The 23,666-nt window shown below is 65.8% G+C and carries 21 protein-coding genes; 4 read left to right on the top strand and 17 right to left on the bottom strand.

The window, feature by feature from the left end:
- Window positions 1–46 precede the first annotated feature (46 nt).
- The gene (locus VJ673_RS15290) at window positions 47–595 is read left to right on the top strand and encodes an adenine phosphoribosyltransferase (RefSeq protein WP_324126992.1); all 549 of its coding nucleotides are present in this window, start codon (window positions 47–49) and stop codon (window positions 593–595) included.
- 5 nt (window positions 596–600) lie between these two features.
- Window positions 601–1,161, top strand: coding sequence for a hypoxanthine-guanine phosphoribosyltransferase (locus tag VJ673_RS15285; RefSeq protein WP_324126991.1), 561 nt, complete (start codon window positions 601–603; stop codon window positions 1,159–1,161).
- A 57-nt stretch (window positions 1,162–1,218) separates the two neighbouring features.
- Here the strand turns inward: VJ673_RS15285 and VJ673_RS15280 are convergent, their stop codons facing one another.
- The 8 genes from VJ673_RS15280 to VJ673_RS15245 form a co-directional block, all read right to left on the bottom strand.
- Entirely contained in the window at window positions 1,219–2,277 is a 1,059-nt protein-coding gene (locus tag VJ673_RS15280; protein ID WP_324126990.1) for a threonine aldolase family protein, read from the bottom strand.
- Window positions 2,278–2,400: 123 nt separating this feature from the next.
- Window positions 2,401–5,151, bottom strand: coding sequence for a nitrate reductase (locus VJ673_RS15275; protein ID WP_324126989.1), 2,751 nt, complete (start codon window positions 5,149–5,151; stop codon window positions 2,401–2,403).
- A 28-nt stretch (window positions 5,152–5,179) separates the two neighbouring features.
- Window positions 5,180–6,949, bottom strand: coding sequence for a bifunctional protein-serine/threonine kinase/phosphatase (locus VJ673_RS15270; protein ID WP_324126988.1), 1,770 nt, complete (start codon window positions 6,947–6,949; stop codon window positions 5,180–5,182).
- Between the two features lie 31 nt (window positions 6,950–6,980).
- Window positions 6,981–8,195, bottom strand: a complete 1,215-nt coding sequence (locus tag VJ673_RS15265) for a nitrate/nitrite transporter (RefSeq protein ID WP_324126987.1) — start codon at window positions 8,193–8,195, stop codon at window positions 6,981–6,983.
- A 34-nt stretch (window positions 8,196–8,229) separates the two neighbouring features.
- Window positions 8,230–8,565: a nitrite reductase small subunit NirD gene (gene nirD, locus VJ673_RS15260; protein ID WP_324126986.1), complete on the bottom strand. Its 336-nt coding sequence runs from the start codon at window positions 8,563–8,565 to the stop codon at window positions 8,230–8,232.
- A gap of 17 nt (window positions 8,566–8,582) precedes the next feature.
- A complete protein-coding gene (nirB, locus tag VJ673_RS15255) occupies window positions 8,583–11,039 on the bottom strand; it encodes a nitrite reductase large subunit NirB (protein ID WP_324126985.1) in 2,457 nt (818 codons plus the stop codon).
- 11 nt (window positions 11,040–11,050) lie between these two features.
- Window positions 11,051–11,821, bottom strand: coding sequence for a uroporphyrinogen-III C-methyltransferase (gene cobA, locus VJ673_RS15250; protein WP_324126984.1), 771 nt, complete (start codon window positions 11,819–11,821; stop codon window positions 11,051–11,053).
- A 481-nt stretch (window positions 11,822–12,302) separates the two neighbouring features.
- Window positions 12,303–13,667 (bottom strand): lectin-like protein, encoded by a 1,365-nt coding sequence (locus VJ673_RS15245; protein ID WP_324126983.1) that lies wholly within the window; start codon window positions 13,665–13,667, stop codon window positions 12,303–12,305.
- 228 nt (window positions 13,668–13,895) lie between these two features.
- Between VJ673_RS15245 and VJ673_RS15240 the strand changes: the two genes are divergently transcribed.
- Window positions 13,896–14,357, top strand: coding sequence for a cache domain-containing protein (locus VJ673_RS15240; RefSeq protein ID WP_324126982.1), 462 nt, complete (start codon window positions 13,896–13,898; stop codon window positions 14,355–14,357).
- Window positions 14,358–14,427: 70 nt separating this feature from the next.
- Window positions 14,428–16,068: a methyl-accepting chemotaxis protein gene (locus VJ673_RS15235; protein WP_324126981.1), complete on the top strand. Its 1,641-nt coding sequence runs from the start codon at window positions 14,428–14,430 to the stop codon at window positions 16,066–16,068.
- Window positions 16,069–16,122: 54 nt separating this feature from the next.
- Here VJ673_RS15235 and VJ673_RS15230 read toward each other — a convergent pair whose 3' ends face one another.
- The 9 genes from VJ673_RS15230 to pqqA all read right to left on the bottom strand — a co-directional run bounded on the left by VJ673_RS15230 (window position 16,123) and on the right by pqqA (window position 23,556).
- Window positions 16,123–16,914, bottom strand: a complete 792-nt coding sequence (locus VJ673_RS15230; RefSeq protein ID WP_324126980.1) for an ABC transporter ATP-binding protein — start codon at window positions 16,912–16,914, stop codon at window positions 16,123–16,125.
- A gap of 18 nt (window positions 16,915–16,932) precedes the next feature.
- A complete protein-coding gene (gene ntrB / locus VJ673_RS15225) occupies window positions 16,933–17,886 on the bottom strand; it encodes a nitrate ABC transporter permease (protein WP_324126979.1) in 954 nt (317 codons plus the stop codon).
- A gap of 16 nt (window positions 17,887–17,902) precedes the next feature.
- A complete protein-coding gene (locus VJ673_RS15220; RefSeq protein ID WP_324127096.1) occupies window positions 17,903–19,087 on the bottom strand; it encodes a CmpA/NrtA family ABC transporter substrate-binding protein in 1,185 nt (394 codons plus the stop codon).
- Between the two features lie 390 nt (window positions 19,088–19,477).
- Window positions 19,478–20,299, bottom strand: a complete 822-nt coding sequence (locus VJ673_RS15215; protein WP_324126978.1) for a dihydroorotate dehydrogenase — start codon at window positions 20,297–20,299, stop codon at window positions 19,478–19,480.
- Window positions 20,300–20,319: 20 nt separating this feature from the next.
- Window positions 20,320–21,435 carry a 3-phosphoserine/phosphohydroxythreonine transaminase gene (serC, locus tag VJ673_RS15210; RefSeq protein ID WP_324126977.1) on the bottom strand — a complete coding sequence of 372 codons (1,116 nt, stop codon included), beginning with the start codon at window positions 21,433–21,435 and terminating at the stop codon, window positions 20,320–20,322.
- Window positions 21,413–21,919 (bottom strand): urate hydroxylase PuuD, encoded by a 507-nt coding sequence (locus VJ673_RS15205; RefSeq protein WP_324126976.1) that lies wholly within the window; start codon window positions 21,917–21,919, stop codon window positions 21,413–21,415. The genes serC and VJ673_RS15205 overlap by 23 nt, the downstream gene beginning before the upstream one ends.
- 96 nt (window positions 21,920–22,015) lie before the next feature.
- Window positions 22,016–23,173: a pyrroloquinoline quinone biosynthesis protein PqqE gene (gene pqqE / locus VJ673_RS15200; protein WP_324126975.1), complete on the bottom strand. Its 1,158-nt coding sequence runs from the start codon at window positions 23,171–23,173 to the stop codon at window positions 22,016–22,018.
- The gene (gene pqqD / locus VJ673_RS15195) at window positions 23,142–23,432 is read right to left on the bottom strand and encodes a pyrroloquinoline quinone biosynthesis peptide chaperone PqqD (protein WP_324126974.1); all 291 of its coding nucleotides are present in this window, start codon (window positions 23,430–23,432) and stop codon (window positions 23,142–23,144) included. Before pqqD ends, pqqE begins: the two co-directional genes overlap by 32 nt.
- 49 nt (window positions 23,433–23,481) lie before the next feature.
- Entirely contained in the window at window positions 23,482–23,556 is a 75-nt protein-coding gene (gene pqqA, locus VJ673_RS24665; RefSeq protein WP_083903151.1) for a pyrroloquinoline quinone precursor peptide PqqA, read from the bottom strand.
- Window positions 23,557–23,666 lie beyond the last annotated feature (110 nt).

Genomic DNA, 23,666 nt, shown 5'->3' with positions numbered 1-23,666 from the left:
GGTGCATCGCCGGAAGACGGCAGGCGCGCTATGCTAAATTCCGCTAATGGCCATCCAACTCGACACGGCATTCCTGAAGAACGCGATCCGCACGGTTCCCGACTGGCCGCAGCCGGGCGTGATGTTTCGCGACATCACGCCGCTGCTGCAGGACCCGAAGGTGTTCCGTCAGCTCGTCGACGTCTTCGTGCTGCGCTACATCGGTCGCGAAATCGACCTCGTGGCTGGAGTCGACGCGCGCGGCTTCATCCTCGGCAGCGTCGTCGCACACCAACTCAACGTGGGCTTCGTGCCGGTGCGCAAGAAGGGGAAGCTCCCCTTCACGACGATCGCCGAGGAGTACGAACTCGAATACGGCAATGCGACGGTCGAGATGCACACCGACGCGGCGCGCAAGGGCGACCGCGTGTTGCTGATCGACGACCTGATCGCGACCGGCGGCACGATGATGGCCGCATCCCGACTGCTCGCGCGCCTGGGCGCCGAAGTGGTCGAGGCCGCCGCGATCGTGGACCTGCCCGAACTCGGCGGCTCGAAGCTCTTGCGTGACGCGGGCCTCAACATCTTCACCGTTTGCGACTTTTCCGGACACTGATCCCCATGAGCGTCAATCTCGACGAAATCAAACAGGCGATGGCGGAAGCCGATTGCCTCGCCTCCCCTGCTGAAGTCACCGCCGCGCTCGACCGCATGGCGGCCGCGATCACGGCGCGCCTCGCCGATTCAAACCCCGTGTGCTACTGCGTGATGAACGGCGGGCTCGTCATTGCCGGGCGCCTGCTGTCGCGGTTGAACTTCCCGCTCGAAGTCGCCTACGTGCACGCTACCCGCTACGGCCACGCGCTCAACGGGCAGGCGCTGCTCGACTGGCGCGTGCGCCCGACGCAGGACCTGCAGGGCCGCACGGTGCTGATCCTCGACGACATCCTCGACGAAGGCCACACGCTGGATGCGATCATCACGCACTGCCGCGAGGAAGGTGCAGCGGAAGTGCTGTCGGCGGTGCTCGTCGACAAGCAGCACAACCGGAAGGCGCACCCCGACATGAAGCCGGATTTCCACGGATTGAAGATCGCCGATCGCTTCCTCTTCGGCTGCGGCATGGACTACAAGGGCTACTGGCGCAATGCGCCGGGGATTTACGCGCTGAAGGGCGTGTAAGGTCCGCAGCGCGGAACGGCGGGGATCTGCGTTTGCGGAACGTCCGCCGCCCCCCGCTCAACCTTCCAGCGCTGCCGCGAGATCGCGCGCGAGATCGTCGACGGCCTGCTCAGTCGTCGCCCACGAGCACATGAAGCGCGCGCCGCCGCCGATGAAGGTATAGAAGACCCAGCCGGCCGCGCGCAGGCGTTCGATCGCGGGCTGCGGCAAGTTGATGAAGACGCCGTTGGCCTCAGTCGGCAGCAGCATCTCGGCGCCGGCAAGCCGCGCGATGTGGCCGCGCAGGCGCTGCGCCATCGCATTGGCGTGCGCAGCATGCCTGAGCCACACATCATTTTCCAGCATCGCAAGCCAGGGCGCCGACAGGAAGCGCATCTTGGAGGCAAGCTGACCCGCCTGCTTGCAGCGGTAGGCAAATTCCTCGCCCATCGCCTTGTCGAAGAAGATGATCGCCTCGCCGACCGGCAGGCCCATCTTGGTACCGCCGAAGCAAAGTACGTCGACGCCAGCACGCCACGTGACGTCGGCGGGTGCGACGTCAAGGGAAGCAACAGCGTTGGCGAAACGGGCCCCGTCCATATGCACTTTCAGGCCCTGCTCGTGCGCGAGGCGCGCGATGCCGGCGATCTCGCCCTGCTGGTAGAGCGTGCCGAGTTCGGTCGCCTGAGTCAGCGTGACGACTTTCGGGCGCGGGTAATGGATGTCGGTACGACGCGTGATGACTTCGAGCACACCGGCGGAGGTGAGCTTGCCGTGGCGGTGCGGCGCGAGCAGCAGCTTGGCGCCGTTGGAGAAGAATTCGGGCGCGCCGCATTCGTCGGTCGCGACGTGGGCCGTGTCGGCGCAGATCACGCTCTGGTAGGACTGGCACATCGCCGCCAGCGCCAGCGAGTTGGCGGCGGTCCCGTTGAAGGCGAAGAAGATCTCGGCGTCGCGCTCGAAGAGGGTGCGCAGCTTGTCGCAGACTTCCTGCGTGGCCGCGTCGTTGCCGTAGGAGGATGCGAAGCCGCGGTTGGCGTCGTTGAAGGCCGCGAGGGCCTCGGGGCAGACGCCGGCGGTATTGTCGCTGGCGAATTGCAGTTTGTAGCCGGGGATCTGGGAGCTTGTCTCGGTCATGTTCTTGTCACCTTGTGGGCGGGGAGAATCGATCGTTGCTCCGGATGCGGAGCACGACAGCTTACCCGATGATCGACACCCGGCTCGCGTCAGCTAGTTGAGCACGCCGTGCCCTTCCCTTCTTCAGGCCGCGCTGCGGCCGGCTGCGACGAGGCGCTTGATCTCGGGCACGCAGGAGCCGCAGCTCGTACCGCACTTGAGCTTTTCCTGCAACTGGTCGAAGCCCGCGCCGCCGCCGATCGCTGCTGCGATGTCGCTCTCGGACACGTTGAGGCAGTTGCAGACGATGCGCCCACGGCTCTTCGCGGCGGCCGGCGGGCTCGCGAGCGGCGCGAGGATCCAGCGGCGCAGCTCGGCGGTCGGCTGGCGCTCGACCAGCACGTCGCGCAGCCAGCCGGCGGCGGCGGTCTCGCCAGTGAGGCGCAGGCCGACGAGCAGGCCGTCCTCGATGCGGGCGCGCTTCGTGATGCCGCGGCGCGTGTCGTTGTAAGCGAGGCAATGGTCGTCGTCGAGACCGAGCAATGCGTCGAGCTCGTCGAGCCAGGCTTGCGGGATCGGCTGGTCGTGCGCGATGCGCAGCACCACCGCGGGGTGATCGCGCCCAGCGAGCGCGAGCGACGCATACGCGAAGCGTTCCAGCCACGGTGCGAGAAGCGCGGCGCGCTCGAGCGTGACGCCGGCAGGGTCCCTTTCCTCCCCCTCGCCCTCGCCCGCCGTTGTCGTTGTGCCCGGCTCGCCGCGCATGATCAATGCCTGATGCGGAAGATGGATTTTCTCAACCTGCACGGTCGCGTGTTTCAATTCCGGCTGCTTCGAGTACGGATCGAACTCGCGTAGCGTCAGCACGTTGATGCCGGCCGAATTGAGCGCATTCGAGCCCCAGTGCATCCCGACGAAGGCCTGGCCGGAGCGGATTTCCGACGACGCGGCGGCGCGCAGCACGATCTCGCCGCGGCGGCTTTTCACGCGCACCAGGTCGCCGTCCTTGATACTGCGCAGGTGCATGTCGTCGGCGTTGAGCTCGATGCGCGCCTCGTCGACGTGGTTGTAGAGGCGCGCGACCTTGCCCGTGCGGCTCATGCCGTGCCACTGGTCGCGGAGGCGCCCGGTGGTCAGGCGCAGCGGATAGCGGGCGTCGGCACGTTCGGCGGTGAGCCGCCCGGTCGGCACGACGAAGCGCGCCTTGCCGTCGGCGGTCGGGAAGCGGCCGTCGGCATAGAGCCGCGCGCGACCTTCGTTCGCGCCCTCCGGGAAGGGCCACTGCTGCGGGCCTTGGCTGTCGAGCAGCGTGTAGGACAGGCCGGTAATGTCGAGATCGCGCCCGCGTGTCGTCTCGGCGTGCTCGACGAAGATCGGCTCGGGGCCCGTGTAGCCGAACATGCGCTCGGCCTCGGGCTTGCCGATCAGCGGACCCAGCTTGCGTGCGAAGTCGCAGACGATGTCCCAGTCGGCGCGGGCCTCGCCCGGCGCGGGGATCGCGCGGCGAACGTGGCTGATGCGGCGCTCGGAGTTCGTCACCGTGCCTTCCTTCTCACCCCAGGTCGTGGCCGGCAGCATCAGGTCGGCAAAAGGCGCCGTCTCGGTGTTGCCGTACGCTTCCTGCAGCACGACGAACTTGCAGCGCGCGAGCGCCTCGCGCACCCGCTCTTGTTCAGGCAGAGACTGCGCGGGGTTGGTGCAGGCAATCCAGACGGCCTTGATATGGCCTTCGTGCATTGCGTCGAAGAGCTCGACGGCGGTCAGGCCCGGCTTGGCCGGAACGTCGGCGACACCCCACAGGCGCGCGACTTCGGCGCGGTGCTCGGGGTTCGCGAGGTCGCGGTGCGCGGAGAGGAGGTTCGCCAAGCCACCGACCTCGCGCCCGCCCATCGCGTTCGGCTGGCCGGTCATCGAGAACGGCCCGCAACCCGGCTTGCCGATCTTGCCGGTCGCAAGCGACAGCGCAATCAACGCCGCGCCGTTGTGCGTGCCGTGCGTCGATTGGTTGAGGCCCTGGCACCACAGCGACATCGAGCGCGCCGACTCCCCCCACCACCGCGCGGCCGTCAGGATGTCCTCAGCCTTCACGCCGCACACTTCCGCCGCGACCGCCGGCGTGATCTCGCGCACGTGCTCGCGCAGCGCATCGAAACCTTCCGTGTGCTCGCGCACGAAGGCGTTGTCGACGAGCCCCTCCCACAGCAGCACGTTGAGCATCGCGTTGAAGAGCCAGATGTCGGTGCCGGGCAGGATGGGGAGATGCAGGTCGGCGGTCGCCGCGGTGTCGGTCCGGCGCGGATCGACGACGATGATCTTCATCTCCGGCCGCGCGGCCTTCGCGTCCTCGATGCGGCGGAAGGCGATCGGATGCGCATACGCCGGGTTGCCGCCGGCGATCAGCAGGCAGTCGGTCTCGGCAAAATCCTCATAGGAACACGGCGGCGCATCGGCGCCGAGGGTCTGCTTGTAGGCCGCGACGGCGCTGGACATGCACAGGCGCGAGTTCGTGTCGACGTTGTTTGAGCCGATCAAGCCCTTCATCAGCTTGTTGAAGACGTAGTAGTCCTCGGTCAGCAGCTGTCCCGAGATGTAGAACGCGACGGCATCCGGGCCGTGTTCCTTGATCACGTCCGCGAAACGCTGCGCGGCGGTGCCCAGCGCCTCGTCCCAATCCACGCGGCGGCGCGCTTCGCCGCGAGTGTGGCGCAGCTCGGGACACAGCAGGCGCGTCTCGCGACGCGCCGTGAAGTGCAGCGTAGCGCCCTTGGTGCACAGGCGGCCGAAGTTCGCCGGATGCTCGGGGTCGCCACGCACGCCGGTGATGCGCGCGCCGTCGTGTTCGATGAGGACGCCGCAGCCGACGCCGCAATACGGGCAGGTGGCCTTCGTTTCCATGAAACTCTCCGGAGGTGTCGTCATTTTTCTAGTGGCGGCTCAACAGGAACAGCAGCAACAGGTTCAACAGCAGCGACGCACTCGCTAGCACCTTCAGTGCCAGCGTCGGATTGCGCGTCGCGAGCGGCGCACGCCTATGGGTCGCCAGCGGGCGGTGCGCACCACGTTCGAGCGTGAGGAGGAACTCCTCCGCCGTCTCGAAGCGGTCCTTCGGGTCGCGCGCACAGGCTTTCAGCAGGATCCGTTCCAGCCATTCGGGGGTATCCGGGCGGTAGCGCGTCGGCAGCACGACCTCGCCGAAGCGCGGCGTCTGGAAAGGTTCCACTTCCCCGTAGGGGTACTTGCGCGTCAGCAGCTCGTAGATCGTGACGCCGCAGGCGTAGAGGTCGCTCGATTCGTTCGCGGGCTTCCCGGCAAAGAGCTCCGGCGCCATGTAGGACGGCGTGCCGGGGTTGTTGATCTCGCGCAGGTCCTCGCCATCGGAGGCCGCCACGCCGAGGTCGAGCACGCGCAGCTCGCCCTGGCGGTCGATGTGGATGTTGTCCGGCTTGATGTCGCGATGCACGATGCCGAGGCGATGCAGCGATGCGACCGCGCGCAGCAGCGCCGAGCCGATGCGCACGAGCTCGTGCGCCGCGTAGCGATGACCGCGGACGAGGCTCGCTTTCAGTATTTCGCCCTCGTGCCAGGTCATCAGGTAGTACAGGTGGTCGCGCCCCGGATGATCGCAGACGCGGGGGAAGCCGCGGCCCGGTACGCGACGGGCGATCCATTCCTCGCGCACGAGAGCGGCCATCGCTTCCTCGTCGCCCTCCTCCTGGCGCAAGGTCTTCAGCACCAGCACGGCGCCGTCGGAGAGCCGCGTCACGCGGTAGAGCAGCGTCACGCGCGACTCGTGCAGCAGCTCCTCGACGCGCATCCCGTCCATCGTCTCGCCGACCTTCAGCCGCGGCGGCAGGGGCAGGCGGCGGCCGCTCGCGAGCCGATCGCGCAGGTTGTCGGCGGGAACCGAATCGACGTTCGCGACGAGCGCGGTGCAGTTGTCGGTCGCACCGCGACGCAGCGCTTCGAGCACCAAGGTATCGGCGACCACCTGCGGGTCGTCCTCGCCGGCCAGCAGCTCGCCCATGGACTCGTCGCCCAGCGCGTTCCACACGCCGTCGCTGACGAGCAGGAAGCGGTCGCCGACCGTGAGCTCGCCATCCGCGAAGTCGATCAGCAGTTGCGCATCGAGTCCGACCGCGCGCCGCAGCACGTTGTCGAGCTCAGGGTGTTCCCAGGTGTGATCCTCGGTCAGGCGCCGCAGTGCGCCCTCATGCCACAGATAGGCGCGCGAGTCGCCGACATGCGCGACGTAGTAGCGCCGCCCGCGCAGCACGACCGCCGTGAGCGTCGTCGCCATCCCCGCGTAGTCGCGCGACTTCGCCGACTGCGACAGCAGCCAGCGGTTGATCGCACCGACGACCGTATCGATCGATTTCTCGACGCTCCAGGTATCGGGCGTCGCGTAATAGTCGGCAAGCAGGCCGCGCACCGTGTACTCGGCCGCCTCGCGCCCGTTCGCATGACCGCCGACGCCGTCCGCGACCGCGAGCATCAGCCCCTTCGCCTCGCGTTCGGCGCCTTCCGGCATCGCCGCGCCAACGAAATCCTCGTTGCGCGGCCGCAGCCCCTGTTCGGTCCAATGACCCAGCCTGACGGAGAGCGGCTCGGCCTTGCCCTTGCGCCGCCCCGCCGCCGGCGCGGAGTTCGCCTCCAGCGCCGGAGTCGGCAGCTCGATGATCGCGGGCTTGTTCATGCCGGAGCTCTCCGCGCGCTTCAGGCCGGTCTCAGATCCGAGCCGAGGTGAGGTGCGCCGCACCCCAGGTCGTGCGCCAGCGCGTCTTCACCGCGGTCAGCCCGATCAACGCCGTCAGCGCGAGCCCGGCGAAGATCATGAAGCCCATCTGGTAGCTGCCGGTGGCCTGCTTGGCATAACCGAGCGAGGACGCGAGGTAGAAGCCGCCGACGCCCCCCGCCATGCCCACGAGCCCCGTCATCACGCCGATCTCCTTGCGAAAGCGCTGCGGCACGAGCTGGAACACGGCACCGTTGCCCATGCCGAGCGACAGCATCGCCAGCACGAACACGCCCAGCGCCATCCACGCCTCCGGCAGTCCGACGCCGACGATCGCGAGGAAGAGCGACGCCAGCACGTACATCACCGACAGGCTCTTGATACCGCCGACACGGTCCGCGACGCGGCCGCCGATCGGGCGCACCATCGAGCCGGCGAACACGCAGGCCGCCGTGAAATAGCCCGCCATCTTCGCATCGAGCCCGTACTGCGTATTGAAGTAGATCGTCAGCGAGGACGCCAGCCCGACGAAGCCGCCAAAGGTCACCGCGTAGAAGAACATGAACCACCACGCGTCCTTGTCCTTCAGCACCTTGAAGTACTCGGCCAGCGGCTTCGCGGGCGGGCATTCCGGCGCGTCCTTCGCCACCACGAGGTAGAAGCCGAACACCAGCACCAGCGGGATCAGCGCGAGGCCGAACACGTTGGTCCAGCCGTACGCCATCGCCAGCCCCGGCCCGAAGAGTGCCGCCAGCGCAGTCCCCGAGTTGCCGGCGCCGGCAATGCCCAGCGCCGTGCCCTGATGCTCGGCCGGATACCAGCGCGACGCGAGCGGCAGCGCCACCGCGAAAGCGGCGCCCGCAAAGCCGAGGAACACCCCCAGCAGCAGCGTCTGCTCGTAGCTGTGGATGCCGAACTTCCACGCGACGAAGAGCGCACAGATCACGATCACCTGCCCGATCGCCCCGGCCATCTTCGGCTTCAGGTGATCGACAAGCACCCCCATGAAGATGCGCAGGATCGCCCCCGCGAGCACCGGCACCGCGACCATGAAGCCCTTCTGGGCGTGGTCCAGGCCCAGGTCCTTGGCGATCTGCACGCCCAGCGGCCCGAGGATGACCCACACCATGAAGGCCAGGTCGAAGTACAGGAAGGAGGCCAGCAGCGTCGGAGGGTGTCCGGCCTTGAGGAAGGATTGCTTGTCCATGTCGTTATCGTCTCTCTGTAGGGTTCGGGCGGGCTCAGACCTTGAGCAGGACCTTGCCGCCCTCGACCTTCACTTCGAAGGATTTGGTGCAGCCGACGTCGGGCGCAACCGCGTTGCCCGAGTCGAGCTCGATCTTCCAGCTGTGCAGCGGGCAGGTCACCTGACGGCCATGCACGATGCCCTGCGACAGCGGGCCCTGCTTGTGCGGGCACTTGTCGTGCAGCGCGAAGACCTCGTTCTCGGCGTTGCGGAAGATCGCGATGTCGCCGCCGCGCGCCGCCTTCACGAGGCGCGAGCCGAGCACGGGGATGTCTTCGACGGCGCAGATTTCCTTCCAGCCGGCTTCGACGCTGATATCAATGGTGGTCATGGAGTGGCTCCGGGATTTCAGACTTCAAGGATTTCGAATTCGCGGCGCACGGCAGGCGCGGCATCGGCGGCGTAGCGCTCGGCCCATGGATCCTTCGCGTCCTGCAGCGCGAAGAGCAGACGTTCGTACAGCGCCTTGCGATTCTCCGGGTTCTCCAGCACGTGCTTCTTCACGTGTTCCAGGCCCACGCGTTCGACGTAATGCACCGTGCGCTCGAGGTAGAAGCCCTCTTCGCGATAGAGCTGCAGGAAGGCGCCCGAGTACTCCATGACTTCCTCGCGGGTGGCGACCTTGCACAGGAACTGCGCGACCTCGGTCTTGATGCCGCCGTTACCCGCGACGTAGAGCTCCCAGCCCGAATCGACGCCGATCACGCCGACGTCCTTGATGCCGGCCTCGGCGCAGTTGCGCGGGCAGCCGGACACCGCAAGCTTCACCTTGTGCGGGCTCCACATGCCGAAGAGCATCTTCTCCAGATCGATGCCCATCGACATTGAACGCTGCGTGCCAAAGCGGCAGTGCTCGGCGCCGACGCAGGTCTTCACGGTGCGGATGCTCTTGCCGTAGGCATGACCCGAAGGCATGCCCAGATCCTTCCACACAAGCGGCAGGTCTTCCTTCTTGATGCCCAACAGGTCGATGCGCTGGCCGCCGGTGACCTTCACCGTCGGCACGTTGTACTTCTCGGCGACCTCGGCGATGCGCTTCAACTCCGCCGGCGTCGTCACCCCACCCAGCATCTGCGGGATGACGGAGTAGGTGCCGTCCTTCTGGATGTTCGCGTGCGCGCGCTCGTTGATGAAGCGGCTCTGCGGATCGTCCTTCGCCTCATGCGGCCAGGTCGAGATCAGGTAGTAGTTGAGCGCCGGACGGCAGGTCGAGCAGCCGTTCGGCGTCTTCCACGACAGCATTTCCATCGTGTCGGGGATATTGAGCAGCTTGTGATCGCGGATCGCCTTGCGCACGTCGCCATGCGACAGCTCCGTGCAGCCGCACACCGCCTTGTCGTGCGCGGACACGGCCTGATAGGCGCCGCCGACGGTCGAGGCGAGGATCTGTTCGACGAGGCCCGTGCAGGACCCGCAGGAGGACGCCGCCTTGGTGTGCTTCTTCACCTCATCGACGGTGAAGAGCCCCTTCTCCTTGATCGCCTTCACGATCGTGCCCTTGCACACGCCGTTGCAGCCGCACACCTCGGCGGTGTCGGGCATCGAGGCGGCCTTGTTCTCGCCCTTGTGGCCCGCGTCGCCCAGGTGGTTCTGACCGAACATCAGGTGATCGCGGATCTCGTGGATGTCCTGCTGATCCTTCATCAGCTGGAAGTACCAAGTACCGTCCGCGGTGTCGCCGTAAAGCACCGAGCCGATGATGCGGTTGTTCTTGATCACGATGCGCTTGTAGACGCCGCCCTGCTTGTCGTGCAGCACGATCTCCTCGGTGTCCGGACCGCCCGAGAAGTCGCCCGCCGAGAACACGTCAATGCCGGTCACCTTCAGCTTGGTCGAGGTCACCGAACCTTCGTAGCGGCCGATGCCGAAGTTCGCGAGGTGGTTCGCCGCGACCTTGCCCTGCTCGAAGAGCGGCGCAACCAGGCCGTAGGCCACACCGCGGTGCGCGACGCACTCGCCGACCGCATACACGCGCGGATCGGTCACGGTCTGCAGCGTGTCGGACACGTGGATGCCGCGCACGCGCCCCGTGCCGCAGTGGATGCCGGCCGATTCCGCGAGGGCAAAATTCGGGCGGATGCCGGCGGCGACCACGACGAGATCGGCCGGAATCTCCATGCCGTCCTTGAAGCGCACCGCGCACACGCGGCCGCTCTCGCCCCGGACCAGCGCCTCGGTCTGCTTCGAGAGCAGGAAGTTCATGCCCTTCGCCTCAAGCGAAGCCTGCAGCATGTCGGCGGCCGGTTTGTCGAGCTGGCGCTCCATGATCCAGTCCGCCAGATGCACGACGGTGACGCTCATCCCGCGCAGCATCAGGCCGTTCGCCGCTTCCAGGCCCAGGAGTCCCGCGCCGATCACGACCGCGTGCTTGTACTGGGTCGACGCGTCGATCATCGCCTCGGTGTCGCCGATGTCGCGGTAGGCGAGCACGCCCGGCAGATCCGCACCCGGAATCGGCGGAATGAAGGGCGTCGAACCGGTCGCGATCAGCAGGCGGTCGTAGTCCGCTTCGGTGCCGTCGGAGGCGATGACCTTGCGCTTCGTGCGGTCGATCTTCGTCACCATCTTGCCGGCGTGCAGCGTGATGTTGTTGTCGCGGTACCAGTCGAGATCGTTGAGCATGATCTCGGGCAACGTCATCTCGCCGGCGAGCACCGGCGACAGCAGGATGCGGTTGTAGTTGCCGTGCGGCTCGGCGCCGAACACCGTGATGTCGTACAGGTCCGGGGCGAGCTTCAGCAGTTCTTCGAGCGTGCGGCAACCGGCCATGCCGTTACCGATCATCACGAGTTTCATTTTCTTCATGGCAGGCTCCTTCAGGCAGCGCGGGATACGAATTCGGGGGAGGATTCGGAACAGGACAGGGCGAGGCGGTTTTCGGCGTAGGCCGCGACCTCGCCGATGACGATCAGTGCGGGGGCGGGCAAGGCGGCTTCGCGGGCGCGTTCAGCGATGTCGGCGAGCGTGCCGACCACCTGCTGCTGCGTCGGCAGCGTGCCGTCAGCAATCACCGCGGCGGGGGTCGAACAGGGCAGGCCGCCGGCAGCGAGGCTGTCGGCGATGTGCGGCAGCACGCCGAGGCCCATGTAAATCACGAGGGTCGTGCCGCTTTTCGCCAGCGCGGACCAGTCAGGCTCGGAGCCGTCCTCGGTGTGCCCAGTCACCATCGTCACGCCGAAACAGTGCGCGCGATGCGTCACCGGGATCCCGGCGGCGCCGCTCACCGCGACGCCGGCGGTCAGGCCGTGGATCACCTCGACTTCGATGCCGAGCGCACGCAGGTAATCCATCTCCTCGCCGCCGCGCCCGAACACGAAGGGGTCACCCCCTTTTACGCGCGCCACCGTCAAACCGCGTCGCGCATACCGCGCCATCGCACGATGAATGAACTCCTGCGCCGCCGACTTCATTCCGCCGCGCTTGCCGACCCGCAGTACGCGGGCCGAAGGCTTCGCCAGCGCCAGCACTTCGTCCGTCACCAACGCATCGGCCAGCAGCACATCGGCCTCAGCGATGGCGCGGGCGGCGCGCAGCGTCAGCAGGTCTGCAGCTCCGGGGCCGGCACCAACGAGAAACACCTTGGCCATGATCGATCTCCACTCCGAAAGGCGAAAAAAAACGGCGTCACGTCATTCCCGGGAGAAATCTCCCCTGAAACGACGGACGCCGTTGTCCGCATGCTCTGGATCAAGCACTTCCTGCCGGAGCCTCGTTGCTCCGGCTTACGGAGCTCTAAAAGCAAAACGGGTGCCAGACCCCAAATATACGTACAAGACGCTGATTTTATTCACTTAGTACCCGAAAACCGCAAGTGCATCGGCTTTTCGGGGCGCGCCCCCATGGCACCACCCTGGTGCATCGAGCTCGATGCTGCACCACAACATTGCGTGCTTGGGACCGCCGAGGGAGGTCGAAGGACGGACGCGACGTGGCGACGACAGACTTCGCGGCCTGGAATCGAAGGCGGCGGAAAAATAAAAACCGGGCGACCGCCTCCGCAATGGAGGAACAGTGGCCCGGCCTCATGCAGCCCGAGCGGGCTGCGTGCAGCGGCAGAATGTCAGCGCATCAGATGATGGTGATGTCGCCGAAGTCGAAATCGGCGGTATTGCCCTTGATGATGGCGATCAGGACTGCCTGGTGCTCCGACCCGTTGCCGTCGGCGTCGTAATACAGTCTGCCCGACGAGGTATCGAAGATCAGAAAGTCGTCGACGCCAGTCTCGTTCGCGCTCGCGCCGGTGAGGCCCTTGCCCTTGATGAAGTTCGTCGCGCTGATGCCATTCTCGAAGGCGTCGAAGACCGTCGAATCGAAGGCCAGGTGATCGACAGCGACGCCGTTTCCGCCTGCGTCGAAATCGTTGATCCGGTGCGCCAAGACGACCGTGCTGGTGGTGCCGTCACGGTTTTGAACGGTCGTGCTGGTCGCCGACGGGATATCCGAGAAGACGAAGACGTCATTCCCCGTCCCGCCCCAAACCTTGTCATAGCCCGCGCCGAGCACGATGAAGTCGTTACCGGCCCCCGTCTTGATGACGTCGTTGCCTTCCGAGGCGACGCCATCTTCAGTGTAATAACCTTCGACGTCGATGATGTCGTTGCCCGCACCGGTCGTGATGATGTCGTTACCCGATCCGCCGATCACTGTATTGTTGCCATCGCCGGCAATGATCTTGTCGTCACCTGTGCCCGCGGCAAGGAAATCGTCTCCGGTGCCGGCCTTGAAGTAGTCCATGCCGTCGTCGGAATCGGTGTCGCCTGTTTCAGCAATCACCCAGTTGTTGCCGTTGCCCGCATCGACTTTGTCGTTGCCGTCGCCGGCATAGATGATGTCGGCGCCGTCGCCACCCTTGATGTTGTCGTTACCGGCATCTCCGTCGATGACGTCATCCCCGGCAGTGCCCGTCAGTTTGTCGTTGCCAGCGGTCCCGATCAGCCCGTCCCACTCGATCACGGACCAGAGGGTGTTGGACCCCGACAAATCATTCCACTGACCGGCAACCCCGATCCCGCCGCTAGGCGCTGGCCACTTGCCCACGCCCATCGCGAGAAAATCCTGGTTGCCGTTGAAGTTGTCCGGCTCGCTACCCCGCGTTCCCGAACCCCAGTTCTGAAAGCCGGCGGAGACGGCGGTGCCGTTGGTCCATTGCCAAACCCCTTCGGTCGCGCTGTCCGAAGCGCCCAGCCAAAGGTAGTCCGCCCCTCCGCCGTCGGCAGCGACGCTCGCTCCCTGCGGCACCGAGGCCTTGATGTTCTTCAGAATGGCAGCGTTTTCAGCAGCCGAATCGACGATTGCCACGTAGGACGTCATCGACACGCCTAGAAAGTCTTCCTGCCAGTGCAGGCTGCCCGCGTTGGCGACAGCCGCATCCCAGGTCAGGGGCGCCGTTTCGATCTCGTAAGTGTGGCCGTTGTAGTAAAAATGGGTCGCCATCGCGGTCCTCTCCAAAACGGGCTGGTGGGCGATATTACCTGCATATCATCCCCTCGTCACCCGGCGCCCGGGGAGGATCGAGGCGTCGAGCGGGTTCCGACGCCACTGCGCACCGCCCCTGCGCCGCCAGCCTATGCCAACCGCCGCTACACGCTTCAGGCGAACAACACTATTGGCATTTACCACAGGCATAATTAGGATGACGGTCAAATCAACCAGGAGCATCACATGTACTTTCTGCGGAAGTTGTTTGCCCTTATCGCCGCGAGCCTCGTATTCATGTCCGTCTCGCACGCATCTGTGACTCCGGACGAGGCCAAGGCACTGGTCGACAAGGCCGTCGCCCACGTCAAGCAGGTCGGCGCCGAGCAGGCCTTCAAGGCTTTCAACGATCCGGCCGGTCCCTGGGTCAAGGGCGAACTCTACATCCTCGTCTACGACTTCCAGGGCAACAACCTCGTCCTGGGTTCCAACCCCAAGATGAACGGCAAGAACCTCTGGGACATCAAGTCGCCCGACGGCAAGTTCGTCGTGCGCGAATTCGTCGACCTCGTGAAGGCCAAGGGTTCGGGCTGGATCGACTACCAGTGGTCCAACCCGGAATCCAAGAAGATCGAGAACAAGGCCACTTACGTGACCCGGGTCCCCGGCATGGAAGCGATCATCGGTTGCGGTATCTATAAGAACTGATGCGCTGTCCTTCATAGCCACCGAGGGCGCGACTCCCCAGCGGTCGCGCCCTTTTTTGTCGGGTAGAACCATGAAACGCCTCGTTCTTGACCTTCCGATCACCGTCAAAACCGCCCTTGCCCCCGTCGTGACGATCGCCTTCATGATCGTCGTTTTCGTGACGGGCTATACCGCACTGCGCGACCAGAAACTCGCGATGGCGAACCTCGTCACCGAACGCTTCGCGACCTACGAGGCCGTGGCGGCGCTGGGCAACGAGCTTGCGACGACTCACGGCGCGGTGTACCGAGTGATCGCCTGGGCAAACCACAAGGACGGCGCAAGCGCGTTGAAGCAGCAGGCGCAGGAGCTGGCCGGCCGCCTCGACGAGATCGTGGCGCGAGGAAAGGCGGTCGCCGCTTTCCCCAGTCTGACAAGCGAAGAAGGCAGCACGCTGGCGAGCGTCAACGCCCACCTCGCCGAATACGCCAAGTCGGCCAAGGACGCGCTGGACATGGCCGATACCGACGCGGCCTTTTCGGCAATCTACATGGACGGCGCGAGCAAGATCTTCGACCGGACCAATGCCGACCTCGGGAAGCTGGTCGAGCAGGAAAGGACGCTCGCCCGGCAGCAATATGAGGGCACCGCGGAAAGCTTCGCCCGAAGCCAAACGGTGTTCGTCGCGGCGCTCGCGCTGGCCGCGATCGTCGCAACTGCGTTGACGGCCCTGATGACGAGCCTGATGCGAAATGCCATCCGCGCAATCGAGTCTGCGGCAATCGATCTGGGCAACGGCGACCTCACGCGTCGTGTCGCGGTGCTCGGCAACGACGAGATCGGGCGCACAGCCCGCGCTTTCAACGACCTGATCAGCACACTGCAACAAACGCTGGGCAAGGTGCACGGCCATGCCAGCCAGGTGTCGGCCGCCGCGACGCAGCTGACCGCGACGGCAGGAAAGGTGGCGGAAAGCTCGGTGCAGCAAAGCGATGCGGCAATGCAGACGGCGGCCGCGATCGAACAACTGTCGGCAAGCGCCGAGCAGATCAACGCCAGCACCGAATCCCTGCGCGGCATTTCGAGCACGAGCCTCGACCACACCCGGCGCGGCACCTCTAGCGTCACGGATCTGCAGCGGGAAATGGGCACCGTCAGCCGCGTCGTGGACTCGATGAGCGGTGCCATCGACGAATTCGTCAAGAGCGCCCAGTCGATCAACCGCATGACTCAGGTCGTCAAGGAAATCGCCGACCAGACCAACCTGCTCGCCTTGAACGCTGCGATCGAGGCCGCTCGTGCCGGCGAACAGGGGCGTGGCTTCGCCGTGGTTGCCGACGAGGTGCGCAAGCTCGCCGAAAAATCGAGTGCTACGGCCGGAGAGATCGAATCGGTCACCCAGGCCTTGAGCCTGCAGTCCGGAGACGTCCAGCGATCCATGCTCGCCGGCGCCAGTGCCTTGCAGTCCAGCCAGCAGCATCTGAGCAACGTAACCGGCGTTCTCGACCTGGCTCACCAGTCCGTCAATCAAACCGACCAAGGCGTGGACCAGATCGCCGACACCCTGTCGCAGCAGCAGCAAAGCAGCCTCGCGATTGCCGGCTACATCGAGCGCATCGCGGAAATGGCCGAAGACAACAGGGGCTCGAGCGAGCAGGCCTCGACCGCCGCGCGCGAACTCGAAGGGCTGTCGGCCGACCTCCTCGGCGCCGTGCAGCGCTTTCGAGTGTGAACGCGCTTCGCGCCGGCCATCTCGACCGGCGCGAAGCGGAACTGCCGAGTGGCCTCAGGCCGCGTGCTTCAATTGCTTCTTGTACAGGAAGTCCATGATCGCCGAGCGGTAACGCGCGAATTCCGGTTGCTCGGCCAGCGCCAGCCGGTCGCGCGGTCGTTCGAGCTTCACCTCGAGGATCTCGCCGATCGTCGCCGCCGGGCCATTGGTCAGCATCACCACGCGGTCGGACAGCAGCACCGCCTCATCGACATCGTGGGTCACCATCACCATCGTCGCCTTCGTCGCCGCGAGGATCTTCACCAGCTCGTCCTGCAGCATCGCGCGGGTCAGCGCGTCGAGGGCGCCGAAGGGCTCGTCCATCAGCAGGATCCTCGGCTCCATCGACAGCGCCCGCGCAATGCCGACGCGCTGCTTCATGCCGCCCGAGATCTCGTGCGGGAACTTCGTCTCGGCGTGCGACAGGCCCACCAGCGCGAGCGCATCCTGCGCGCGCTGCTTCAACTTCGCCTTGCCCTCGGACGCGCCGAACACCCGATCCACGGCAAGATAGACGTTGTCGTAGCAGGTCAGCCAAGGCAGCAGGGAATGGTTCTGGAAGACCACCGCGCGCTCCGGACCGGGGCCCGCGATCTCGCGGCTGTCGCACAGCATCACGCCGGAGGTGGGCAGCGTCAGTCCGGCGATCAGGTTCAGCAGCGTCGACTTGCCGCAGCCCGAGTGGCCGATCAGGCTGATGCTCTCACCTTCGTGAATGTCGAGGGTGATGCCCCGTAGCGCGGTGAAGGGCCCGTTCTTCGTGTTGAAGGTCTGTCCGACGTTCTCGATCTGTACGATCTTCTTCATGATGGTCTCCTCCACCGCTCAGCGGCTTTCGTAGTTGAAGCGACGCGCCGCGAGCATCAGCGCCTGTTCCAGAATCAGACCGACCGTCCCGATCACGAAGATCGCGATGATGATGTGCTCGACCTTGAGGTTGTTCCACTCGTCCCACACCCAGAAGCCGATGCCGACCCCGCCGGTGAGCATTTCCGCCGCAACGATCACGAGCCACGCGGTGCCGATCGACAGCCGGATGCCGGTGAGCATGTAGGGCAACACCGCCGGGAAGAGGATCTTCGTGAAGATCTTCCACTCCGAGAGGTTCAGCACGCGGGCGACGTTCAGGTAGTCCTGCGGCACGCGCGTCACGCCCTGCGCGGTGTTGAGGATCATCGGCCAGATCGAGCAGATGAAGATCGTCCAAGTCGCGGCCGGGTCAGCGCGCTGGAACACCAGCAGGCCAATCGGCAGCCATGCGAGCGGCGACACGGGGCGCAGCAGGCTGATGATCGGATTCATCATCTTCGCGAGCACCGCGAAGCGCCCCAGCATGAAGCCCGCCGGGATGCCGACGAGCGCGGCGACGCCGAAGCCGACCGCGACCCGCTGCAGCGAGGACAGCACGTTCCAGCCGATGCCCTGGTCGTTGGGGCCCGCACGGTAGAAGGGATCGGAGAAGATCTTCACCGCCGCATCCCAGGTCTGCACCGGACCCGGAATGCCGCCCCCCTTCAGCGTCGCGAGGTACCAGACACCGACCATCAGCGCGAGGCCGGCGATCGGCGGCAGCACCACCCCGGCGATCGCGCGCAGCCACGCAACGCCATTGCCCTTGCGCCCCGCAACCGGCACGTCGGCTGCCTTTGCTTCCGCCACCGCCTCCACGCCCTCCCCCTTGCCTGCGACGGCCCGCGTCGCCTTCAGGTCCACCACCTTCGTTTCCGCCACTTCACAGCCGGCCATGACCGGTCCGTCGATCGTCGCTGTCGCACTCATCGCCCCGCCCTCCCGCTCACGCCCGGATCTTGAACGACCCGGCATACTTCGCCGGATCCTTGCCATCCCACACCGCGCCGTCGATCAGCTTGCTGCTGCGCATCTCGCTCTTCGGGAGCGACACGCCGGCTGCCGTCGCGGCCTGCTTGTAGATGTCGATGCGATTGATCTGCTTCGCGACCGCGAGGTAGTCGACGTCCTTGTCGAGCAGACCCCAGCGGCGATGCTGCGTGAGGAACCACATGCCGTCCGAGAGATACGGGAAGTTCACCGCGCCGTCGTTGAAGAATTTCATGTAGTTCGCGTCATCCCAGCTCTTGCCGAGACCATTCGAGTAGCGGCCGAGCATGCGCTCGAGGATCACGTCCATGTCGGTATTGACGTAGGACTTCTGCGCTACCGTCTCGGCCGTCACGCGACGGTTCGCAAGCGAGGCGTCGATCCAGCGGCCGGCTTCGAGAATTGCGGCGGTCAGCGCGCGCGCCGAGTTCGGGTTCTTCTGGACCCAGTCCGCAGTCGTGCCGAGCACCTTTTCCGGGTGATCGGTCCAGATGTCCTGGGTGGTCACGGCGGTGAAACCGATCTTGTCCATGATCGCGCGGTTGTTCCACGGCTCCCCGACGCAGAAGCCGTCCATGTTGCCGACCCGCATGTTCGCGACCATCTGCGGGGGCGGCACCGTGATGACCTTGACGTCCTTCAGCGGGTTGATGCCGTTCGCCGCGAGCCAGTAGTACAGCCACATCGCATGGGTGCCGGTCGGGAAGGTCTGCGCGAAGGTGTATTCGCCCGGCTTCGCGGTGATCAGCTTCTTCAGGCTCGCGCCGTCGGTGACGCCCTGGTCCTTCAACTTGTTCGCGAGCGTGATGGCCTGGCCGTTGTTGTTCAGCGTCATCAGCACCGCCATGTCCTTCTTCGGCCCGCCGATGCCGAGATGCACGCCATACACGAGCCCATACAGGACGTGAGCCGCATCCAGTTCACCGGACACGAGCTTGTCGCGCACCGACGCCCAACTCGCTTCCTTGCTCGGAATGATCTTGATGCCGTACTTCTCGTCGAACTTCTGCACCGCGGCCATCACGACCGAGGAGCAATCCGTCAGCGGGATGAATCCCACGCGGATTTCCTTCTTCTCCGGTGCGTCCGATCCCGCTGCCCACGCGCCGCCGCTCACGCCCAATCCCGCAGACCCCATCATTGCTGCTCCTGAAAGCACCATCGTCCGCCGCATGAACTCCCGCCGCGTGACACCGTTGTCATCGAACGCACTCATTTTCATCTCCCCGCAGGCCAGAAAAACAAAAACGGCGCACACCACCCGCAGAAGGATTCCTGCGAGGATGGACGCCGTTGTCCGTAGCTTGCACGGTCCCCGCATTGGAACCGGTCAATCCGCTGTCGAACCGCCGTTGATTCGACTCGAAGCTTTCTTAGCAGACGGCGTGCCAAGGGCTCATGATTGACCGAAAAGCGTTTTACGACGCGGGTTTGGACGAAGCTCGGAATATGCGGGAACCAATGCACAGCGCCCGCAAATCGCACTATTGCAGTGCACAATACCTGGATGGGCGCACCAGTTTGTGCGCGATCAGCGGGCGGAGGCGGAGCGTTGCAGCGCGCCAAGCAGCGCGGAATTCCGCGCCAGCACCGCGCGGTGGACCTGCACGAGTGCGGCCCCCGCGGCAAGCCGCGCATTGACCTCGGCGAGCGAGCCGATCCCGCCGACACTGATCACGCTCACGTCGGGACGGACGGACTGCGAAAGCACGTGGAGGATTGCACACGCATCGCGCTGCGCATCCGGCCCTTCGGTCGCTACGAGCAGACCATTCACGCCGGCGGCGACGAAAGCGTCCGCAACGCCGACGATGTCAGGGACATCGCCGTTCAGCCAATGCGCCGGCAACTTGGCGACCAGCGGAAGCGGCCTTAGGCGGTGGCGGGCGAGCCGGTCGCGCAGTTGCGCTGTCGCCGCTGCCACCTGTATGAAAACCGCGGGCGATGGACAGTCACGACCGGGGTTGAGCGTCAGATAATCGGCAATGGGGTGGAAGGTGCGCAGCCCCCGCAAGTAGGCCTCGTCCGCCGCGTCCCAAGGGACATGCCGCGGCTTGCCGATGCTCACGCCGCAGCGCGCGCCGCCCGCGATCGGGCGGGACAGGTGCGGCAAGCCGTCCGCGACTACAAACGTCCCCATTTCAACCGCACCGAGGCCGAGCCGGTGCGCGCCGTCGAGCAGACGTCCCCGCCGATCGAAGCCCGCGGCAAGGCCGACGGGCGAAGGGAAGCTGAGCCCAATTGCCGAGACCGGGCGTTGTCGCCCCAAGCCTTCCCCGCCGTCGTCGCCCCCTCCGGCAAGACGCTGCAATCGTGCCACGGCCCATCGGGCGCGCAGGGCCCGTGGCGTCATCGTCGGCGCCCCCGTCGGCCTCATACACCCTTTCCGCGGGAACGCCGCCGCGCAAAGGCGCGCAGGAAGCCGACGAGCGCATCGACCGCGATGTCCGCAATCCCGTTGTACAAGCTCACCCGCAACCCGCCGACCTCCGGGTGTCCGCGCAGGTCGCGTAGCCCCACCGCTTCGGCCGCGTGCAGGAACAGCGCGGTCTGCGCCTCATCGGCCAAGCGGAAGCAGGGATTGATCAGCGAGCGATGCGCTCGTTCGACCGGAGTCGTGAAGGTTTCCTCGCCTTCTTCAAGCGCGGCGTACAGCGCGTCGCTGCGCCTTTTCGCGGCGCAGGCCATCGCGGGCACACCGCCCCGCGCCTCGATCCAGTGCAGCATGCGATGGGCGACGAAAATCGGGAACACGGGCGGCGTGCACAGGCGCGATTCGGCCTCGGCCTGCTGCGTGTAGTCCATCACGCGCGGCGTTTTGGCGTGCGCGCGCTGCAGCAGGCCCTCGTCGACGATCACGATCGTCAGGCCGGGCGTGCCGATCGTCTTCTGCGTGCCCGCGTACACGAGCGACAAGCGTGTGAAGTCCAGCGGCCGCGTCAAGAAGTCCGACGTCATGTCCGCGACGAGCGGCACATCCAGAGCCGGGAAATCGTGGAACTGAAGCCCGTCCGCGGTTTCGTTGCTCGTGAGGTGGCAATAGGCGGCGTGCCGGTCGACCTGCCAGTCTGTGACATCCGAAATGTGTCCGGAGGCGCAAGCGACGATCGAAACGTCGGCGTAGCGCCTCGCCTCGGCGATCGCCCGGCGCGACCAGCAACCGCTTTCGACGTAGCTCGCGCGCTCCTTCGTGCCCAACAAATTCATCGGCACCCCTGCGAACTGCGCGCTGGCACCGCCGGCGAGGAACAGCACGCGAAAGCGGTCCGGGATCGCGAGCAGCCGGCGCAGGCAGGCCTCGGTCTCTTCCTGCAGCCGACGAAAGGCCGGCGTCGTGAAGGGCAGGCTCAGGATCGACGACGCGCCGGCACCGCAAGCTTCGGCGACATCCGCAATGACCTCCGGCGGCAAGGGGCCTGCGGCCGCGGAAAAGCTGAATCCTGGTTCGCTCCGCAGCGTTGCCGCTTCAGCCGAAGAGCGCGATGCCATGCGTGCCGGCCCCCATCAAGAACAATACCGGGATCGACAACATCGTATTCACCCGGGCCGACAGGAAAGTCACGCGCGAGGCGCGCAAGCGCTCATCGAGCGACGCCGGCACGAAACCCAGCACGCGCTTCTGATGCGGCCACAGCACGAACCACAGGTTGCACACCATCAGCGTCGCGATCCACATTCCCAACCCGAGCGGCGCGAGCGAACCATGCAGGCTCAGGGCGTCGACCAGCCAGCCCCGGTACCACAGAATCAGCGCGCCGCTGCCCCAGGTCAGCAGCGACGCATAGCGGAAGGTGCCGTGCTCGCGCTGCATCAGTGCACGCTGGCGCGGGCTTTCCGGATCCGACAGATCAGCCGCGGTCAGCGGCATGTAGCGCGGGCGCGTGACCGCCGTCGCGTAGTTGTGCCCGACCCACACCAGCGCGCCGACGAAATGCAGCCAGCGCGCGAGGACTTCGAACAGGATGCCTTCCATCGCGCGCTCCTTCAGCCAGCCAGTCGCAACAGGGCGGCAAGCACGATGGTCAGAGTGACGCCGAGTACTACCGTGACCGCCGAGGAATCAAGTAGCTTAAGCATGATGACCGCCTTCGTCGCATTGCGACCGTGAATTGCGCTCGGAGCGCATGACCAGCGGTCTCAGCGTACGGCCAGGCGCATGCGCCCGCGCGATCGCATCGCCGACGAGGTGATGGTGCGGCGAACGCGCACAGGCCGGATCCGTGTTCGCGGCATCACCCGTCAGCAGGAAGGCCTGGCAACGACAGCCGCCGAAGTCGGTTTCCTTCTCGCTGCACGAGCGACACGGTTCGCGCATCCAGTCGTCACCGCGGAACACGCGGAAGGTCGGCGATTCGTTCCACAGCCACGCGAGACTCTTCTCGCGCACGGTCGGAAATTCCAGCCCTTCGATCGCCCGCGCCTCCTGACAAGGCATCGCCGCGCCGTCGGGACCGATTGTCAGGTGGATCGCGCCCCAACCGTTCATGCACGCCTTCGGCCGCCCCTCGTAGTAATCGGGGATCACGAAGTAGATCGTCATGCGCTCGCCCAGGCGCTCACGCGCTTCCTGCACCGCCCGCTCCGCGGCCTCGATCTGTGCCCGCGTCGGCAGCAGCTCGTCGCGGTTGAGCAGCGCCCAGTTGTAGTACTGGATGTTCGCGAACTCGAGGTAATCGACACCGATGTCCGCCGCGAGATCGAGGATCTCGGCGACCTGTCCGATGTTGTGGCGGAACACCGGCACGTTGAGCACCATCGGAAATCCATGGGCCTTGATCATGCGTGCGACCTGCAGCTTCAGATCGAACACGCGCGCCCCGACCAGACGGTCCGTCAGCTCGCGATCGCTCGACTGCAGCGACAGCTGGATCTGCTTCAGGCCCGCTTCCTTCAGTTTCAGAAGGCGTGCTTCGCTAAGACCGACACCCGACGTGATCAGGTTCGTGTAGTAGCCGAGCGCATTCGCCTCCGCGACCAGTTCCTCGAGATCGTCGCGCAGCAGCGGTTCGCCGCCGGTGAAACCGAGCTGCAGGGCCCCGAGCTCGCGTCCTTCGCGCAACACCCGTTTCCACTCCTCGGTCGTCAGCTCCTCGCCCTTGCGGCGCGCGTAGTCGACCGGATTGCTGCACCACGGGCACTTCAGTGGGCACTCGTAAGTCAGTTCGAGCACCAGCCACAGCGGTTTGCCCTGCCCGTCAAGCCTGACGACGGATCCATCCTTTGGCACGGAACACCTCCAGAAACTTGTACACACCCGCGGCGACGCGCTCGTCGTCGCCGGGATAGCGCGCCTGCAGCGCCGCCACGATCCCGGCCACGTTGCGGCCGTCACAGTGCTCGATGATTTCGGCCGCCGTCTGGTTCAGCTTCACGATGCCTTCCGGGTAGAGCAGGACGTGGGCATCCTGCGTCGGCTCCCAGCGGAAGAGGTACATCGGATTGAGGCTGAAGCGGTCCTCGGCCATAGGCAGGCTGGTCTCGTTCATGCGCAACACTCCTTCGCGACAGGGGCGGCACGAGGCCGCCCCGGAAACGTCAGCGCACGTAGACGTAGGCCGTCACTTCGAAACCAAGACGGATGTCGCAATAAGCGGGATCGATCCACTGCATGGGGTGCCTCCTCGTTTGGCGGTGATTTGAGCGGACCGGCCGAACGACGACCGATCCGCAGTCATCATCGCCGCCCTGCCCTCGCCGCAGAAACCGGAGAATCAGGAGGC

The sequence above is a fragment of the Aromatoleum sp. genome (assembly GCF_035254505.1).
Taxonomy (GTDB): Bacteria; Pseudomonadota; Gammaproteobacteria; order Burkholderiales; family Rhodocyclaceae; genus Aromatoleum.
This window is presented reverse-complemented; position numbering and strand designations above follow the sequence as displayed.

What these genes read in the sequence shown, in the direction of transcription:
- VJ673_RS15290 (WP_324126992.1), top strand. Translation starts at nt 47, where the DNA reads ATGGCCATCCAACTCGACACGGCATTCCTGAAGAACGCGATCCGCACG.
- VJ673_RS15285 (WP_324126991.1), top strand. Translation starts at nt 601, where the DNA reads ATGAGCGTCAATCTCGACGAAATCAAACAGGCGATGGCGGAAGCCGAT.
- VJ673_RS15280 (WP_324126990.1), bottom strand. Translation starts at nt 2,277, where the DNA reads ATGACCGAGACAAGCTCCCAGATCCCCGGCTACAAACTGCAATTCGCC.
- VJ673_RS15275 (WP_324126989.1), bottom strand. Translation starts at nt 5,151, where the DNA reads ATGGAAACGAAGGCCACCTGCCCGTATTGCGGCGTCGGCTGCGGCGTC.
- VJ673_RS15270 (WP_324126988.1), bottom strand. Translation starts at nt 6,949, where the DNA reads ATGAACAAGCCCGCGATCATCGAGCTGCCGACTCCGGCGCTGGAGGCG.
- VJ673_RS15265 (WP_324126987.1), bottom strand. Translation starts at nt 8,195, where the DNA reads ATGGACAAGCAATCCTTCCTCAAGGCCGGACACCCTCCGACGCTGCTG.
- nirD (WP_324126986.1), bottom strand. Translation starts at nt 8,565, where the DNA reads ATGACCACCATTGATATCAGCGTCGAAGCCGGCTGGAAGGAAATCTGC.
- nirB (WP_324126985.1), bottom strand. Translation starts at nt 11,039, where the DNA reads ATGAAGAAAATGAAACTCGTGATGATCGGTAACGGCATGGCCGGTTGC.
- cobA (WP_324126984.1), bottom strand. Translation starts at nt 11,821, where the DNA reads ATGGCCAAGGTGTTTCTCGTTGGTGCCGGCCCCGGAGCTGCAGACCTG.
- VJ673_RS15245 (WP_324126983.1), bottom strand. Translation starts at nt 13,667, where the DNA reads ATGGCGACCCATTTTTACTACAACGGCCACACTTACGAGATCGAAACG.
- VJ673_RS15240 (WP_324126982.1), top strand. Translation starts at nt 13,896, where the DNA reads ATGTACTTTCTGCGGAAGTTGTTTGCCCTTATCGCCGCGAGCCTCGTA.
- VJ673_RS15235 (WP_324126981.1), top strand. Translation starts at nt 14,428, where the DNA reads ATGAAACGCCTCGTTCTTGACCTTCCGATCACCGTCAAAACCGCCCTT.
- VJ673_RS15230 (WP_324126980.1), bottom strand. Translation starts at nt 16,914, where the DNA reads ATGAAGAAGATCGTACAGATCGAGAACGTCGGACAGACCTTCAACACG.
- ntrB (WP_324126979.1), bottom strand. Translation starts at nt 17,886, where the DNA reads ATGAGTGCGACAGCGACGATCGACGGACCGGTCATGGCCGGCTGTGAA.
- VJ673_RS15220 (WP_324127096.1), bottom strand. Translation starts at nt 19,087, where the DNA reads ATGATGGGGTCTGCGGGATTGGGCGTGAGCGGCGGCGCGTGGGCAGCG.
- VJ673_RS15215 (WP_324126978.1), bottom strand. Translation starts at nt 20,299, where the DNA reads ATGACGCCACGGGCCCTGCGCGCCCGATGGGCCGTGGCACGATTGCAG.
- serC (WP_324126977.1), bottom strand. Translation starts at nt 21,435, where the DNA reads ATGGCATCGCGCTCTTCGGCTGAAGCGGCAACGCTGCGGAGCGAACCA.
- VJ673_RS15205 (WP_324126976.1), bottom strand. Translation starts at nt 21,919, where the DNA reads ATGGAAGGCATCCTGTTCGAAGTCCTCGCGCGCTGGCTGCATTTCGTC.
- pqqD (WP_324126974.1), bottom strand. Translation starts at nt 23,432, where the DNA reads ATGAACGAGACCAGCCTGCCTATGGCCGAGGACCGCTTCAGCCTCAAT.